The sequence below is a fragment of the Cyclobacterium sediminis genome (assembly GCF_054781075.1).
In genome coordinates this window covers 280,968-296,720 of sequence record NZ_BAAGVC010000011.1, presented here as the reverse complement: position 1 = coordinate 296,720, position 15,753 = coordinate 280,968, and the positions used below count along the sequence as shown (strand labels likewise).

General features: G+C 38.3%; 16 protein-coding genes. 7 read left to right on the top strand and 9 right to left on the bottom strand.

All coding sequences use genetic code 11. The annotated features are described in order from the left end of the window. Positions 1-1,335: a TolC family protein gene (locus ACYVHJ_RS14255; protein ID WP_460515829.1), complete on the top strand. Its 1,335-nt coding sequence runs from the start codon at positions 1-3 to the stop codon at positions 1,333-1,335. Positions 1,336-1,434: 99 nt separating this feature from the next. Further along, positions 1,435-2,835: an MltF family protein gene (locus ACYVHJ_RS14250; RefSeq protein ID WP_460515827.1), complete on the top strand. Its 1,401-nt coding sequence runs from the start codon at positions 1,435-1,437 to the stop codon at positions 2,833-2,835. On the opposite strand, the gene crtD is transcribed toward ACYVHJ_RS14250, so the two are convergent. Continuing rightward, positions 2,832-4,301 carry a phytoene desaturase family protein gene (crtD, locus tag ACYVHJ_RS14245; RefSeq protein WP_460515825.1) on the bottom strand — a complete coding sequence of 490 codons (1,470 nt, stop codon included), beginning with the start codon at positions 4,299-4,301 and terminating at the stop codon, positions 2,832-2,834. The genes ACYVHJ_RS14250 and crtD overlap by 4 nt on opposite strands. Positions 4,302-4,446: 145 nt before the next feature. Next, on the bottom strand, positions 4,447-5,121 hold the full coding sequence (locus ACYVHJ_RS14240; RefSeq protein ID WP_460515823.1) for a DsbA family oxidoreductase: 675 nt from the start codon (positions 5,119-5,121) through the stop codon (positions 4,447-4,449). A 247-nt stretch (positions 5,122-5,368) separates the two neighbouring features. On the opposite strand from ACYVHJ_RS14240, the gene ACYVHJ_RS14235 reads away from it, so the two are divergent. From ACYVHJ_RS14235 to ACYVHJ_RS14225, 3 genes are read left to right on the top strand one after another with little or no spacing between them, the layout of a single operon-like run. After that, the gene (locus tag ACYVHJ_RS14235) at positions 5,369-5,713 is read left to right on the top strand and encodes a phage holin family protein (protein WP_339900954.1); all 345 of its coding nucleotides are present in this window, start codon (positions 5,369-5,371) and stop codon (positions 5,711-5,713) included. After that, positions 5,710-6,036 (top strand): hypothetical protein, encoded by a 327-nt coding sequence (locus ACYVHJ_RS14230; RefSeq protein WP_339900956.1) that lies wholly within the window; start codon positions 5,710-5,712, stop codon positions 6,034-6,036. Before ACYVHJ_RS14235 ends, ACYVHJ_RS14230 begins: the two co-directional genes overlap by 4 nt. Next, complete coding sequence (locus ACYVHJ_RS14225) at positions 6,017-6,802, top strand: geranylgeranylglyceryl/heptaprenylglyceryl phosphate synthase (protein ID WP_460515820.1); 786 nt, start codon at positions 6,017-6,019, stop codon at positions 6,800-6,802. Before ACYVHJ_RS14230 ends, ACYVHJ_RS14225 begins: the two co-directional genes overlap by 20 nt. Here ACYVHJ_RS14225 and ACYVHJ_RS14220 read toward each other — a convergent pair. The 6 genes from ACYVHJ_RS14220 to panC form a co-directional block, all read right to left on the bottom strand. Further along, on the bottom strand, positions 6,785-7,714 hold the full coding sequence (locus ACYVHJ_RS14220; RefSeq protein ID WP_339900959.1) for a helix-turn-helix domain-containing protein: 930 nt from the start codon (positions 7,712-7,714) through the stop codon (positions 6,785-6,787). The genes ACYVHJ_RS14225 and ACYVHJ_RS14220 overlap by 18 nt on opposite strands. A 141-nt stretch (positions 7,715-7,855) precedes the next feature. Further along, positions 7,856-8,995 (bottom strand): acyl-CoA dehydrogenase, encoded by a 1,140-nt coding sequence (locus ACYVHJ_RS14215; RefSeq protein ID WP_339900961.1) that lies wholly within the window; start codon positions 8,993-8,995, stop codon positions 7,856-7,858. Between the two features lie 294 nt (positions 8,996-9,289). Next, positions 9,290-9,982, bottom strand: a complete 693-nt coding sequence (locus tag ACYVHJ_RS14210) for a zinc metallopeptidase (protein WP_339900962.1) — start codon at positions 9,980-9,982, stop codon at positions 9,290-9,292. A gap of 40 nt (positions 9,983-10,022) precedes the next feature. Beyond that, a complete protein-coding gene (locus ACYVHJ_RS14205; RefSeq protein ID WP_460515817.1) occupies positions 10,023-11,012 on the bottom strand; it encodes a lysylphosphatidylglycerol synthase transmembrane domain-containing protein in 990 nt (329 codons plus the stop codon). Then, positions 11,009-11,356, bottom strand: a complete 348-nt coding sequence (panD, locus tag ACYVHJ_RS14200) for an aspartate 1-decarboxylase (RefSeq protein WP_339900966.1) — start codon at positions 11,354-11,356, stop codon at positions 11,009-11,011. Before panD ends, ACYVHJ_RS14205 begins: the two co-directional genes overlap by 4 nt. A gap of 8 nt (positions 11,357-11,364) precedes the next feature. Next, on the bottom strand, positions 11,365-12,222 hold the full coding sequence (gene panC / locus ACYVHJ_RS14195) for a pantoate--beta-alanine ligase (RefSeq protein ID WP_339900967.1): 858 nt from the start codon (positions 12,220-12,222) through the stop codon (positions 11,365-11,367). A gap of 127 nt (positions 12,223-12,349) precedes the next feature. On the opposite strand from panC, the gene ACYVHJ_RS14190 reads away from it, so the two are divergent. Both ACYVHJ_RS14190 and ACYVHJ_RS14185 read left to right on the top strand, forming a co-directional pair. Beyond that, positions 12,350-13,162: a glycogen/starch synthase gene (locus tag ACYVHJ_RS14190; protein WP_014019376.1), complete on the top strand. Its 813-nt coding sequence runs from the start codon at positions 12,350-12,352 to the stop codon at positions 13,160-13,162. Further along, entirely contained in the window at positions 13,104-14,501 is a 1,398-nt protein-coding gene (locus ACYVHJ_RS14185) for a hypothetical protein (protein ID WP_460515813.1), read from the top strand. Before ACYVHJ_RS14190 ends, ACYVHJ_RS14185 begins: the two co-directional genes overlap by 59 nt. A 282-nt stretch (positions 14,502-14,783) precedes the next feature. Here ACYVHJ_RS14185 and prmA read toward each other — a convergent pair whose 3' ends face one another. Then, entirely contained in the window at positions 14,784-15,629 is an 846-nt protein-coding gene (gene prmA, locus ACYVHJ_RS14180; RefSeq protein WP_460515811.1) for a 50S ribosomal protein L11 methyltransferase, read from the bottom strand. Positions 15,630-15,753 lie beyond the last annotated feature (124 nt).

Below are 15,753 nucleotides of genomic sequence, written 5' to 3'. Positions count from 1 at the left end.
ATGAAGAAAATTATATTGCTAGGAATGATAGTAGCTTACTCCTGCAGATTGTATGGACAGGAGGACGAACCTTTAACTTTTGAAAAGGCAGTTGAGATTGGATTGGAAAATAACTTTGATGTTAAGATTGCTACCAATCAGGTTTTGTTGGCAGAAAATGAGAAAAAACAAGCCGGAAGTCTGTTGATGCCAGTGCTTGACTTAAATAATACCAGAGTTTATAGAAAGGAAGATACAGAACAGGCCTTTGTAAGTGATCCGGAAAATCCAAGGATTATCCCCAATGCCCAAACCAGAAACAATAACTATAGCTTGGTAGCTATCTATGGTTTTAGGGCAGATGCAGTAGTTGCCATGCAACGTTTGGGGAAATTGAGAGAAGTATCTGAGTTGGAGGCCAAGGTGGTCATAGAAAATACCGTAGCTGCTATTGCCACGGCCTACTACAGGTTGGTTCTTGAGCAACAACGGTACGAGGTGCTCAAGCACACTTTAAAATTATCAGATGAAAGATTAGAGATCGCCAAAGCTCAATATGAATTTGGACGTGCATCAAAAAGAGACTTTTTAGCTGCACAGGTGGATTACAATGCAGACCTTACAGCCTTGGTTTCCCAAGAACAAGTTATTCAAAATTCAAGTGTCAATTTGAACGAATTACTAGCCATCGGCCCAAATAAAAATTTTGTAGTCAATGACACCATCACCATAGAGGATTCTTATTCTCTTGAAGAATTGAAAGAAAGTGCTTTAGATCAAAATAAAGGTTTTTTGGCTACCCAAAGAATGGAAAATGTTGCCTATCTCCAATTAAAAGAGTTGCGGGCACAAAGGCTACCGACCATTACCTTAAATGGGTCATATATAGACAATACTTTAAATTCGGATGCAGGATTTTTGCTGAGTAATCAGCAGCAAGGAATTAATTTGGGGGCCACCATAAGCTTAAACCTCTTCAGTGGCTTGGCCTTAAATAAGCGCATTCAAGCCGCTAAGATTCAAATCAACAACCAGAAGCACTTGATGGAACAATATGAAAATCAAATGCTGTCTGATTTACAGCGGACCTTCAATACGTACCAAAATAGCAGACGACTTTTGGAAATAGAAAAATTAAATTATGAGGTGGCTGTGGAGAGCTCTGACATTACACTCGACAGGTTTCGATTGGGAATCACTAATTATCTTGAATTTCGGGATGCCCAAGTGAGCAGATTGCAAGCTGAGAGCAGATTGATAGAGTCTCTTTATACAATAAAGGAGAATGAAATAGAACTTATGCGGCTTTCCGGTAATATTTATTTCGCTAATTTGCAGGAGAATTTACATGAGTAATAGGGGCTCAGTGCCTATATTTTGCAGGGCTATTTTTGGTATATTAAGGATAAAAGCCTATAATTGATAACACCAAAGCACGATTAGAGTGCCCCCTCTATGTCAAAAACCAGCATTTCTTGCCTTTTCTTGCTATTAATTGTTTTCGAATTGACTTCATGCAAGTCAAATGTTGAAGAAATAAAGGTGCCGGAATATTGGGAATCCCCTGCTGTCTTAGATTTTGATGCCATTAAAAAAAGGGGATTTATTAGAGCGGTTGTAGACAATTCATCTACCAGCTATTATATCTATAGGGGCCGGACCATGGGCTATGAATTTGAGTTGCTTCGTAATTTGGCGAACCAGCTTGGGGTGAACCTAAGGTTAATTGTAAAGCATGATTTGGAAGATGGATTTCGCCTTTTGAATAAAGGGAAAGCTGATATTGTTGCCATAAACTTTGAAGTAAACGAGGAGAGAAAAAAGCGGGCCAATTTTACTGCACCGATTAATAGCATGAAAACAGTGGTGGTGCAGCGGAAAGATCAATCTCATGTGGACAGCCTTACCCAACTTACCAATAAGAAGGTTTATATAAAGAAAGGGACGGTTTATAAGGAAAGGCTTTCATTACTAAGTGATTCCCTCTCGCTTGCTTTGTCTATAGAAGAAAAGAACACAAGTTTGGAAGATTTGATCAATCAGGTCATTGAAGAGAAAATAGACTATACAGTGGTGGACAATGACATTGCCTTGGTAAATGCTACCTATAATGATTTATTAGACGTAGGTCTTACGGTTAGTCAACCCAACCCAGTGGCTTGGGCCATTCGTAAAAATGCACCTCAGTTGGAAGCCAAGATCAATGAGTGGATTGAAAGAATAAATCGAACAGGATACAAAGCCATATTGTACCACAAGTATTTTCTCAATAAGAAAAACAGTTACCACAGGTCCTCATCAGCCTTTTCTTCTGTTTCAGGCGATAGAATTTCGGCCTATGATAATATCATTAAAAAAGGAGCTGATAAACTGGGTTGGGATTGGAGATTATTGGCTGCTCTGGTGTATAAAGAAAGCCGCTTTAATCATTCTGCTGTTTCCTATGCAGGGGCAGTAGGCTTGCTTCAACTGATGCCTGTAACTTTACAACGTTTTGGGGTGAATGATCCAAACAATCCCAATGAAAGTTTAAGGGGAGGTGTCAATTACCTCAAATACCTGGATGGCTTTTGGCTCGACCGTGTGCCTGATAACAACGAAAGGATTAAGTTTATTTTGGCTTCTTACAATGTAGGGCATGGTCATGTTCAAGACGCTTGGCGCTTGGCCTATAAATATGGAAAGGACAACAAAAGGTGGAAGAATGTTGCGTATTATTTGGAGAGAAAATCCAAACCGGAAGTGTATCGAGATCCATGGGTGAAAAGTGGCTATGCCAAAGGCCATGTGACAGTTCGCTATGTTCGGGAAGTTTATGGACTTTATGAATCCTATAAGGTTTTAGTAGATTCTTAAGCATCAGGAATCATCTCTGCCGTGATTTTTGCAGACAATAAGCACAAAGGTATCCCTCCTCCGGGGTGAACACTTCCCCCGCAAAAATACAATTTCTTTATTTTTGAACTATAATTTGGGTGTCTTAAAAAAGCAGCGTATCGGTTGTTGGAGCTATTGCCGTATAAGGCTCCATTCGCTGACGAAGTTTTGGTGGCTATTCCAATGGGGTCTAATATTTGCTCCGCTTCAATCAGCGGCTCAATGTCCGTTTTTAGGGTAGCATTTATTTTTCTAATAATGGCTTTTCGGGCCTTGGCTTTTAAACTTTCCCAATCCTGACCTTGATCATTAGGCACATTGATCATGGTGAACCAATTCATGGCGCCCTTAGGAGCATCATTTTCTTTATGAATAGAGGTGATGTTGATATACACAGTAGGATCATCATCGATGTCTTTGTCTTTAAAAATAGCTTTAAATTCCTTTTCATAATCCTTGCTAAATAGAATGTTGTGTAGGTCAAGTTCAGGGAAAAACTTTTTAATACCCCAATAAAAAATCAAGGCAGAGCTAGATTTAGGTTGTTTTAATAATCGTTTGGGTTGTTCTTCCTCTTTTAGTATGGTTTTATAGGCCGTCACCATGTCCATATTGTTAAGGATATAATCGGCTTTATAAGATTTGTCCCCGGCTTGTATTCCAATGGCTATTTGATCCTTGACCAGGACTTTATCTACGGCCATGTTAAAGTGAAAATTCACACCCAAATGCTTTGCGAGATTGTATAGGCTAACAGTAATGTCGTGCATTCCTTGGGTAGGAAAGAATGCTCCCTTATTAAATTCAAGGTGTGGGATTATATTTAAAGTGGCCGGGGTTTGGTAAGGGTTTGATCCGTTGTAGGTGGCGTACCTATTAAATAGTTGAATCAGCTTTGGGTGTTTGAATTGCCGGTGATTGGCCTGATTCATGGTGTTGAAAAGACCAAACTTAGCAATCCTAAAATAAGAAGCCATGGCTTTTTTGTTAAACCAAGTACTCCACTTGTGCAAAGACCTATGCATGAACAAAGGGGCAAGGTATTTGTAAATATAGGCTGATTTATCCAGTGCCTTTTTGATGTTTTGAGGTTTTTCTCCAAGTTGATGCTCCACTTCTTTAGTGAATTTATCCAAATTGGAATAAGCACTTAGCTTCGTACCATCTTCCCAAAAATAATTACAATTGACATCAAGCTTCTTGTATCGGAAAAAGTCTTCGGTTTTTAAGCCTGCTAAAGCAAACAGTTCCTCTACTTGTTCAGGTAAAGTAAATAGGGACGGGCCTGCATCAAAGCGGTAACCGTCAATATTGATTTCGGTCAATTTTCCGCCGGGATAAGGGTTCGCCTCAAAAACCTTTACTTGATACCCCTTTACGGTTAATCGAATTGAAGCTGCCAAACCTGCTATGCCTGCCCCTATTATAATTACCTTTTTATCCATTCATTAATAATATTTCCACTGTTTTCAAGTGGGTTTTTGTTACCAATTGCCAATTTATTCAATGATAACTTATAAAAGTAGGCTTTGTTATCAAGACTGCTTCTAAAGACGGAATCAGCGGTTGGTAAAACCCATTGCTTGGGTTTTAAATACCTTCTTGAGATTGGAGGCTTTCTTCCTTCCATTCCAGAAAAGATTGATTGATTGCCTCAGCAAAAACCTTGGTTTCCTGGGCTCCACTAATACCATATTTTCGATTGAATACAAAAAATGGCACCCCTTGAATCCCCATTTGCTTAGATGCTAATATATCCCTTTTTACTTCATCAGAGAAGGTGTCGGTTTTTGTGATTTCTTCAACATTTGTAAGGCCTACCTCAGAGGATAAGTTGGATAAAATACCCATGTCGTCTATGTTTTTGCCTTCTATAAAGTAAGCCTCAAGTAAGCGCTCTTTCATTGCTTGTTGTTTCCCTTGGGTCAAGGCAAGCTGTAATATTCTGTGGCTCCTGAAAGTGTTAGCGACCACTGCATTCTGCATTTGGAAATCCAGCCCTTCTAATGCTGCCTGATCAGTGACATATTGGGTCATTTCAGTTGCTTTGCTTAGAGTAACGCCTTTGCTTTCAGCAAGGTATTGCTCCACAGATTTATTGGTATCCGTTTGAATATCGGGATTTAACTGAAAACTTCGATAGATCACTTCAATCTGATTTTTTTGGCTGAAATTAGCCAGAGCTTTTTCAAATCTACGTTTACCGATATAGCAAAATGGGCAAACCACATCACTCCAGATTTCAACTTTCATTTTCTTTTGCATGGTAGTTTTTTTTATCCGCAATTTTTGAGGAGGTTGTAATTCCACTACAACACTTCTGCTTTGGCTTCGGTTCTGGAGTTGTGGATATTTATTTAAGGAGAATTTATTTTTCTTTGTAGTTGAATAAACTAACCCTCAGAAGATATCCTTTCTGCAAGAAGCAGGATTTTCTGCAAGGTTTTTGCTTTAAAATATAGTAACTTGACTATCCCATTTAATAAATTGTTAATTCAACCCCTAAGTTTGTATGAATGAGATCATTACAACGATAAAAAAATTAATAGAAGTAAGGGTAAACATCATAAAAGCTGAAATTACTGATAAAATTAGTTCTGTTGTGGCAAGAGTAGCAGTTATGGTGCTAATGATTATTTCTGCTTCTTTTATTTTACTCTTTGGAAGTATTGCTTTGGCGTTTTACTTCAGTGAGTTATATGGTAGCAGTTCCATTGGATTTTTGATGGTAACGGGCATTTACACTTTTATATTTCTGTTATTGTATCTTTTGAGAAACGCAGGGGGCTTTCAGAGCATACTCAAAAATTCTCTTTTCAGGTATGTTTTTTTATTTAAAGGTAAAAAAGGAGAATGATGAAAGAGGAATTATTAAAACAGTCAGAAGAATTAGAACAGACTTTGGAAAAGCAACTCCAGCTTTTTAAACAAGATTCACAGGTGTATTTAAAAGTTGGTGGCTTGGCAATAATAGGAGGGGTATTGGCCGTTTATACTGTCAATCAATTGGGAGGTAAGCGTAAGAAAAAAGTGGCCAAGAAGAAAAAAAAAGGTAAGAAACCTTATAGCTTTTTAGGGAATTTAAGAAGTAGGTTATTTTGGATGTTAGTAGGGGTAGGCAAAGCAAAATTAATGGAGGTGGTTATGGCCCAGGTAGGTAATGAAGAAGAATCGAATTAATGATCTGCGCGAGCTCCTTATAGAAAAGAAGATTAAAGGGGAGAAAGGCCTGGCACTGCTGATAGACCCGGAAAAGCTAGACAAACAACCTTCTCTGGATTTATTGAATCAACTTTCACATGGCCTCACAATTGACTTTTTTTTTGTAGGGGGAAGCTTAGTAAATGCCAAAAGGCTAGATCAGTGCTTGCGAAGATTAAGGGAAGTAAGCAAAAGTAATGTACCCATTGTATTATTTCCCGGAAGTGTCATGCAGATTTCTGAGGAAGCCGATGCCATTTTGTTTCTATCATTGATTTCCGGAAGAAACCCGGAGCTATTGATTGGTCAGCATGTTTTGGCTGCACCTACCTTGGCAAAAAGTAATCTTGAAATATTGCCTGTGGGGTACATGCTGGTAAATGGTGATGTAGGTACCAGTGTGGAATACATAAGCCAAACGATTCCGATCCCTCATAACAAGCCGGATATTGCAGCAGCCACGGCTTTGGCAGGCAAGTACTTGGGTTTGCCTATCTTTTACCTTGATGCCGGTTCCGGTGCAAAGAATCCTGTTTCTCAAAAAATGATAAAGGCGGTAAGTGAACAAGTGGAATGTCCCTTGATGGTAGGAGGAGGAATTCGATCTCTGGAAGCAGCCAAAGCAGCATGGGCTGCGGGAGCAGATGTATTGGTTATTGGGAATGGGGCAGAAAAAAACCCCAGCTTGATCACTGAGGTTTTGCATTATGCTAAAATCTATAATTCGTCACTGAACGTTAATTAGCGACTCTCTTCTTCTCATTTTTCCTGCAGGAAGGCCATACATCATCTTAAATCGCCTACAGAAATAGGCGGTGTCTTTATAGCCCACTTCTTTTCCTATGTCACGAATACTTTTCTTGGTTGTACGTAATAATTCAACTGCCGCTTCCATTCTTTGGTATTCGATATAATCCTGAGGATTGATTCCTGTCAGCATTTTAAAGTATTGGCCAACGTAATCTTCAGAAACATTGGCCACCTTTGCTAAAACTTTGTTAGATAAGTCACCACCTATATTCTTTTTGATATAGTTGAACATATCAATCAATCGAGGATCTTTGAAATAGGTGCTGTTTGTAGATAACTCTTCTACGAATAACCTGTTTTTAAGAATATGGCGGACCAATTCTACTACAAGCAATTCAGTATACAACTTGATTACTCTTTCTTTACCCGGGGTATTTTGTTCAGATTCTTTCACTACATCTTCAATTATCGAAGCAATTCGGTCATTGAATCTTATTACAAATGCGGGTATTCCTAAAGAATTAAAGAAATTAACAACATCGAATACTTTTGCTTCAAAAGTAACCGTGGTGATACAATCATCATCCAGATTTTTGATGTTTTTGAAGCTTATGGTCTGAAGGTATTTCTTTTTGTTTTCCAAAAAGTTATCATTATTGGTCTCGTTCCTCTTAGTAACGGTTCCAAAAGATACCCTTGTAGGCCTGCTTGCTGGAATAAAAAGAATTTCCCCTTCGTTTACAGATTCCTGGTCTTCACCATAATTTAGCGAGCCCCTGTGAAGAAGGATGGCTGTGTTTTCAGAATCTGTATAGTCGGTGATGGTTACAGGTCGTTCAATTTTGAAGTTATTGCCTTTCACGTACCTTACTCCAACCGACTCTATCACCTTATTGTAATATTCCATGATTAGTGCATTTAGAGTTATTTTTTGTAAAAGTATATTTTTTTTCTGATTTATTATGACAATTTCCAATAAAAAATTAGAATAAACTAAATTCCGATATGAAAATTACTATATATTTTTAATTCTTCACTACTATTACAATTAGCTTAAAAGCTTTCTGGATATGATTATTTTCTGAATTTCAGAGGTGCCTTCATATATCTGAGTTATTTTTGCATCTCTCATCATTCGTTCAACGTGGTATTCACGCACATAGCCATAACCCCCATGAATTTGAACGGCTTCAATGGTGGTTTTCATAGCTGCCTTCGAAGAGTACAATTTGGCAATTGCACTTGCCCTAACATAATCTTCATTATTGTCTTTTTTAAAGGCTGCTTTGTAACAAAGTAATCGGGCGGCTTCAATTTCAGTGTCCATGTCTGCCAATTTGAACTGTATGGCTTGATGCTCACTGATGGTTTTTCCGAAGGTTTTTCTTTCCAGTGCGTATTTGATGGATAAATCTAAGGCGCCCGCTGCTATACCAAGTGCCTGGGCTGCAATACCAATTCTACCACCATTTAATGTCTCCATAGCAAACTTAAAACCAAAGCCTTCTTCTGCAATTCGGTTCTCTTTAGGAATTTTTAGGTCAGTAAACATTAAAGAGCAAGTGTCAGAAGCTCTTATCCCTAGTTTGTCTTCCTTTTTACCTACCTCAAATCCCTCCCAATCTCTTTCTACAATAAATACAGATATTCCCTGATGGCCTTTTTCTTTATTGGTCTGTGCAATGACCAGATAGTAATCAGCAGAATAACCATTGGTGATCCAGTTTTTTGTCCCATTTAGCAGGTAATGGTCTCCTTTGTCCACAGCAGTGGTTTTTTGTGAGGTGGCATCTGAGCCAGCCTCCGGCTCTGACAAAGCAAAAGCACCTAAGGATTTTCCGGAAGCCAGTGGGTTTAAGTATTTCTTTTTCTGAGCTTCAGTTCCATATTTTTCCAAACCCCAACAAACAAGAGAATTATTAACAGACATGATCACAGCTGCAGAGGCATCTATTTTGGCGATTTCCTCCAGAACAATTACATAAGACAGGGTGTCCATACCACCTCCTCCATAGGTTGGGGAAACCATCATGCCCATAAACCCCATGTCTGCCATCTTTGTTACCAGTGCTTTCGGGAATTTGCACTTAATGTCTCTTTCTATGACTTCCGGTAATAGTTCTGTTTTAGCAAAAGCCGAAGCAGCTTCTTTGATGGCCTGCTGTTCCTCATTTAGTTTGAAATCCATATTCCTGAATTTTTCTAGTTACAAATCCATTCATTAGGAGAAAAAGAAACTAATTCCCAAAAGGTTAATTGAATGCCTTTCCCTGACCTCTAGTAGTTTAAGACCTGTTCACAGGAGCGTTTTGCTAAATGTTTTGACAATTACCTATAAACAAATAGTAAACCTTTATTAGTAGTAATTTCACTTTTTTACAAGGCGAATTATTCACAAACCCTTTTCTCTTATATAGTTATACTCAAAAAATAAAAAAGGGGCAACGCTGCCCCTTTAAAAATTTAAATAAATTTTAGTTTATTAATCTCTATTTCCAAAAAAGATAAACATATAATAGGCTAGTGTGGCCATAGAAGCCAAAGCGGCAACCACATAAGTCATCGCAGCCCATTTCAATGCATCTTTGGACATTCCGTACTCTTCAGGTGTCACGATATTGCGTTGCTTGACCCAGGCAAGTGCTCGGTTGCTTGCGTCAAATTCCACCGGTAAAGTGATTACACTGAACAAAGTAAGCATACTATAAGCGCCTACTACCACCACACCAACAGCCTCATACGGCAAGCCAAACAAGGCTATTCCTCCAAAAAGAGAGGCGATCAACACTACGTTCAATATTTTACCACTTATATTTTGAATAGGTACTAGCGCTGACCTCAGTTTTAACCAAGCGTAAGAACTGGCATGTTGAACAGCGTGACCACATTCGTGGGCGGCTACAGCTGTTGCGGCGGCATTTCGTCCATAGTAAACATCCGTACTTAAGTTTACGGTTTTATTCATTGGATTATAATGGTCAGAAAGTTGTCCTTCCACACAATTTACAGAAACGTTGTGGATATTGTGATCCGCCAACATGAGTTCTGCAATTTCTTTACCGGAAAGATTTGCTTTCAAAGAAACCTGTGAGTATTTCTTAAACTTATTCTTCAGCTTGTTACTTACCACATAACCGAGAATTGCGAATACAACTACTATTAATATGATTCCCATTTTTTATATTGCTTATTTTCCTTCTATTACGTTTTTACTTTTATAATGTTTCTTGCTTTTTTCTAAAAAGGTAAAGAAAACTAATTCCTCCGAAAATTAAAACAATTATCATTTGAGAGGTATGAGCCAACATCGCAAATACCTTGCCCTGAGTTTCAGGTATACCATAGAATAACAAAATGAAAGCCACCATGGCGTGAAATGTACCTATGCCTCCCTGAACAGGTGCGATCATACCTATGCTTCCCATTACCAGTACCATTAAGATAGAAGTAGCTGACAATGAGCTTGTTGAAGGTACTGATAAGGCCATCCAGTACATCATTAAAAAGTAAATGATCCAAATTAAGAATGTGGCTAGCCAAAACCCGACTTTGTTTTCCATTTGAAAAAGGGTTTTTAGCCCACTGACAAAATGTCTGATAAACTGGATGAGTTTACCTATAAAGGCAGTTTTTTTAAATTGTTGATAGAGGACAAAAGCCAGGGCCATTGTGCCTAAAAAAAGTAAGATGGCCAAAAAGAGGTAGTCTGAGACCAGGTTTTTGAGTGCAGAAATGGAAACCAATTTTTTCAGAATTTTTAAAAATATCCTCCCTTCAAAAATAAAGGCCAAAGCCATCATCAATAGCATAAAGAGCATATCTATTGTTCTTTCTAAAACAACAGTGCCGAAAATTTTCCCAAAATCTATGGGGTAGTTTTTTCTAACCGCCCCACATCTGGCCACCTCACCTGCTCTTGGAAAGATTAGGTTGACCACATTGCCAAACATCAAGGACCAAAAAATTGGACTTGTCTTCAATGAAATGGTTTCGTTGGTGGCAATTAGCCTTTTCCATCTCCATGCCCTTAACCAGAAACCAATTAATCCAATAAACATTGCAGTGGCAAACAAAAAAATGTTGGTGCCTTTGAGGGCTTCCAAAAATACTTCGCTTTCTATATCCTTATAAAGGAAATAGAAAATCAAAAGTGCAACCACCAAAGAAACGGTTACGCGTAAACCGTTTTTTAACTTATTGCTCAAATCAATTTGTTTTGGTCATCCGGGAAAACAATGGTTGGTTTGTATTTTTTTGCTGCTTCAAAATCCATCGTTGCATAGGAAATAATGATGATTACATCTCCTACCTGCGCTTTTCTTGCGGCCGGTCCGTTTAGACAAATCTGTCCCGAATCCCGCTCTCCTTTGATTACATAAGTTTCCAGGCGTTCGCCATTGTTGATGTTTACAATTTGAACTTTTTCGTTTTCAATTATATTCGCTGCCTCCATTAATGTTTCATCAATGGTGATAGAACCAACATAATGTAGTTCTGCTTGGGTAATTTTTACCCTGTGGATTTTTGATTTTAATAACTGAATTTGCATGTCATTAGTTATATATGGTCAGTACGTATAATGATGTTGTCTATTAATCGTACCTCTTCAATATGTGCCGCTATACAAACAGCATATGGCTTTTCTGGTGTTAGATTATTGACAGGAGAAAAACTACTTAGTTCTACGAGTTCTAAATACTCTGATTTTATATCAAGTGGTTCAAGCATTTCCTGAATGACCTTATTTTTTATGTGTAACCATTGCTCACCCCTTAAAAGTTCATCTTTACATTTGGATAAAACCTTATAGAGAATTGAAGCCAAGGCCCTTCCCTCTTTACTTAACCTTTGGTTTCTCGAAGACATGGCCAGTCCATCTGCCTCTCTCATGGTGGGGACCACTTCGATTTTTATAGGATAGGAGAGATCGTTGACCATTCTTTGAATCACAGCAACTTGCTGAATGTCTTTTTGCCCGAAAAACGAAATATCCGGCTGCAAAATATGGAACAGTTTAGAAACGACTATAGCCACTCCATTGAAATGTCCCGGGCGAAAACGGCCTTCCAATACTTGTTCCATGGAACCAAAATCAAATTCCATCATTACTGCATGGGGATACATTTCGCTTTCAGAAGGAGTAAATACCATGTCAACACCTTCATTGGCTAATATTTCCAAATCGGAGGATAAAGTTCTGGGGTATTTTTGAAGATCTTCTGGGTTGTTAAACTGAATAGGATTGACAAAAATGGATACAAATGTGATGTCTGTTTGTTTTTTCGATTGCCGTATCAATTCCAAATGTCCTTGATGCAATGCTCCCATAGTAGGCACCAATCCAACGGCCCTATTTTGGGTTTTTAAGGTCCTTAAATGCTGTTTTACAGAAGATATCGTTTTGAGTATTTCCAAAGCTCGTTTTGAAGTGGAATAGGAAAATAGGTGCAAAAGTATATTATTCTGAATAAAAACAATGGGAATTGGCGATTTTTTTGTAAATTTGTAGTCCCGTTATATCCCTTAATAAAACACACACGATATGTCTAAACTTCGTATCCTTTACGTAGCAAGCGAAATTAATCCATTTCTTCAAACTTCAGAGGTCGCTAATTTTGTGAGAGCACTACCTCAAGCAATGCAAGAAAAAGGAATGGAAATTCGAATTTTGGTTCCAAGATTTGGGTTGATTAATGAGAGAAAGAATAGGTTGCATGAGGTTGTAAGACTTTCAGGTATCAATATATCCGTAGGCGAAGAAGAGAAACCCCTGATAATTAAAGTTGCTTCAATTCCAAATGCTAAATTGCAAGTATATTTTATTGACAACGAAGACTATTTTCAGAGAAAAAGCGTTTTCTTTGACAAACAGGATAAATTTTATGAAGACAATGACGAAAGAGCCATTTTCTTCTGCAAAGGAGTGCTAGAGACCGTTAAAAAGTTAGGTTGGGCACCCGACGTGGTTCACTGTAATGACTGGATGACAAGCCTTATTCCTTTGTACCTGAAGACAACTTATAAGAATGAGCCCCTTTTCAAAGAAACAAAATCCGTATATGCTATTTATAATAACGGATTTAGTCATAAATTTGGGGACGATTTATTCGAAAAGATAAAAATGGTGGATATTGACGACCAGCTTCTGGCTCCATTGAAGTCCAAAGACTATGAAGGGTTTTTGAAATTGGGGATGGAGTATGCTGATGTTGTCGTTAAAGGAGAGGATATTTCCGAGAGCCTGACTGCCATGATTCAAGAATCTTCTAAAGACAAACAGTTTGAAATTAATAGTGATGAACAAGACGAGCTTTTTGAAAGCTATTACAATATCTATACAGACCTTGCAGGTTAAATTCCTCGGGGCCCTGTGCTCAATTGTTATTTTCGCAGGAGCTTGTTCAGACCCATCCGAAATTGGATTGGTACTGGATCCCGGCTCCAACCAGATAGGGGTTTTCTATGAAGAAATACCCCTTTCTTCTTTTATGGTGTTGGAAGATTCTTTCAATACAACAAATCAGAGTAGGTTAGTGGTAGGTGGGGATCATAGCGATCTTTTTGGTACTTCGGAATCAATTGGTTACAGTAGATTGTCCTTTAATCCCAATGGAGTTTTGCCGGAAGACAATGCCATATTTGATTCCGCCATATTTGACTTTAACATTGTTGACCTTATAGGTGAAGATTTTGATGAAGCTAAAGATTTTAGGGTTCATCGACTTTTAGAGGCCATCGAGGATACTACCTACTATAGCTTCAATTCACTCGATTTTGATGAGGAGGAAATTTTGGCCGAAGGCTCTTTCCTATTGACTCCTGACACGGTCAATAAGGTAAGCATGGATCTCAAGGAGGATTTCGCTGCAGAACTATTTGGAAAGCTTACCTCTCAGGACCCTGTATTTGATAATATATTTGCTTTTAGGGAATACTTTCCCGGTATAGTTATCAAAGGTGATCCTTCCCAAAATACATCCATTTCTTTGGCCATTGGGAGTGGAACTGGTATTACCATGTATTACCACTATGAAGACGATACTGTTTCAACAGCTTATCCCATTAATACCATACAGTCCAGACACTTTAATCAAGTGATAAACGATCCTCAGGGAACCCCTACTGAAGTAATTACAGATACCAACGTGGCCTATGATATAGCCGGTGATAAAGTGGGAGTGAAAGCAGGATTGGGTATGTTGACAAAACTCGACATGAGTCCTTTACATGAGTTTTTGGACACTCTTGAAAATGTCACCTTTAACCAAATATTGCTTGAAGTAGGTCCTGTGGATGAATACCCTGAAGGGAAAAATCCTTACGGGGCGCTTGTCATGTACTTTGCTGAAGGTGGTGAGTATTATAGAAGGTTTGATGGAGTTAAGGTGGCAGTACAAGGAGAAAATAATACCCAAACAGGCTTAGACCAAGATGGGAATGTTGTTCCTTTCACCTCCAACCAAAATGGCTTGGCATTCAATACTGAAACGCGAGTGTATTCCAATCAGATCACTTCATATGTGGATGCCATGTATCGTTCGGGTCTGGTTAAGACAGATTTGTTTTTGTACCCAAATACGCCCAATACTGAAAGTGGGGTGGTGACTTTTGATGCTTTCAAACGATCGCTAAAAGAATTTGTCGTGGATAAAGATCAGATGAAATTGAAGATTTATTACTCGAGAATAAGGTAAATATTAATCCTGTTCCTGATCCCCTTGCAAATGTTTTCCCCTAGGAAATTGTAAGGGGATCAGTGTTTTTATCCTCAATTGGTAACCGATTAGTTGTTTATATTACTTAATAGTAGTCGGTTCTCTGCTGCTTAGTTTCCTTCTGAGCGTAGATAGATTTAACCAAACAGAACGCTATGCTAAACTCTCCGAATATCCTCTTCTACATGTATTTACATTGTCTTTATAGAAACCTGAGAAATAATCAAGGTTTAAGGAATATTGTAAATGAGCTGCTTGCCTTCAGCTTTTCACCCCCTCCTTTTTAAACAGCACTGAAGTCCATTTATTTCGTACTTTTTTACCTACAAGGCTCAAGCCATAATTTTTGGCTTTTTCACTAATGTCAGTAATGTCTGATTCATAAAACCCACTTAATAGCAATTGCCCTCCGGCCAATAGGTGTTTGGCATAGGCTTCCATTTCATCTAATAGTACATTCTTGTTTATATTGGCAAGAATCAGGTGATAGGCTTCTTCGGTCCTTACAGAACTGATGTTCCCGGTTTGCATTTCAAGTGAGTCAAAACCATTGATTTCAAAGTTTTCTTTTCCATTTTCCACGCTCCATTCATCAATATCAAATGCTGTAACCCGTTTTGCACCTAGCTTCATTGCCATGATCGCCAAAATGCCTGTGCCTGAACCGGCATCCATTACCACTTTACCTGTATGTTTGATTTCATTTTGCCATTCCAACATCAGGTAGGTGGTGGAATGATGGCCTGTTCCAAAAGACATTTTTGGGTTGATTACAATCTCATTTTTGAATTCCCTTGATTTGGATGGGTGAAAAGTAGCTCGCACGTATACCTTGTCTGCTACAGCTATTGGATCATAGTTCTTTTCCCAAGCTTCATTCCAGTTAATTTTGGCAAGAATACCTGCTTCAATTTTAATTGCTGCTTCCTCCTGATACCTAGAAATGACCTCCTGCCACACTTCCTCTTCCTGGTCTTCTTGTGGTATATAGGCGTCAAACCCTTTATTTGTTTCCAAAAAGGAATCAAAACCTATATTTGCCAATTCTGCCATTAAAATTTCCCGATACTCTTCCTTACAGCTGATTTTAAATTCCAGGTATTCCATTGCTTGGATTTTTTTAATTTGAAAAATATAAAAATGCCCTGACAAACCAATGTCTGGGCAATTTCTCTTTACTTAAATTATGCACTAGAACTACAATAACAAACGGAAGGTGTTTAAAGTCAGG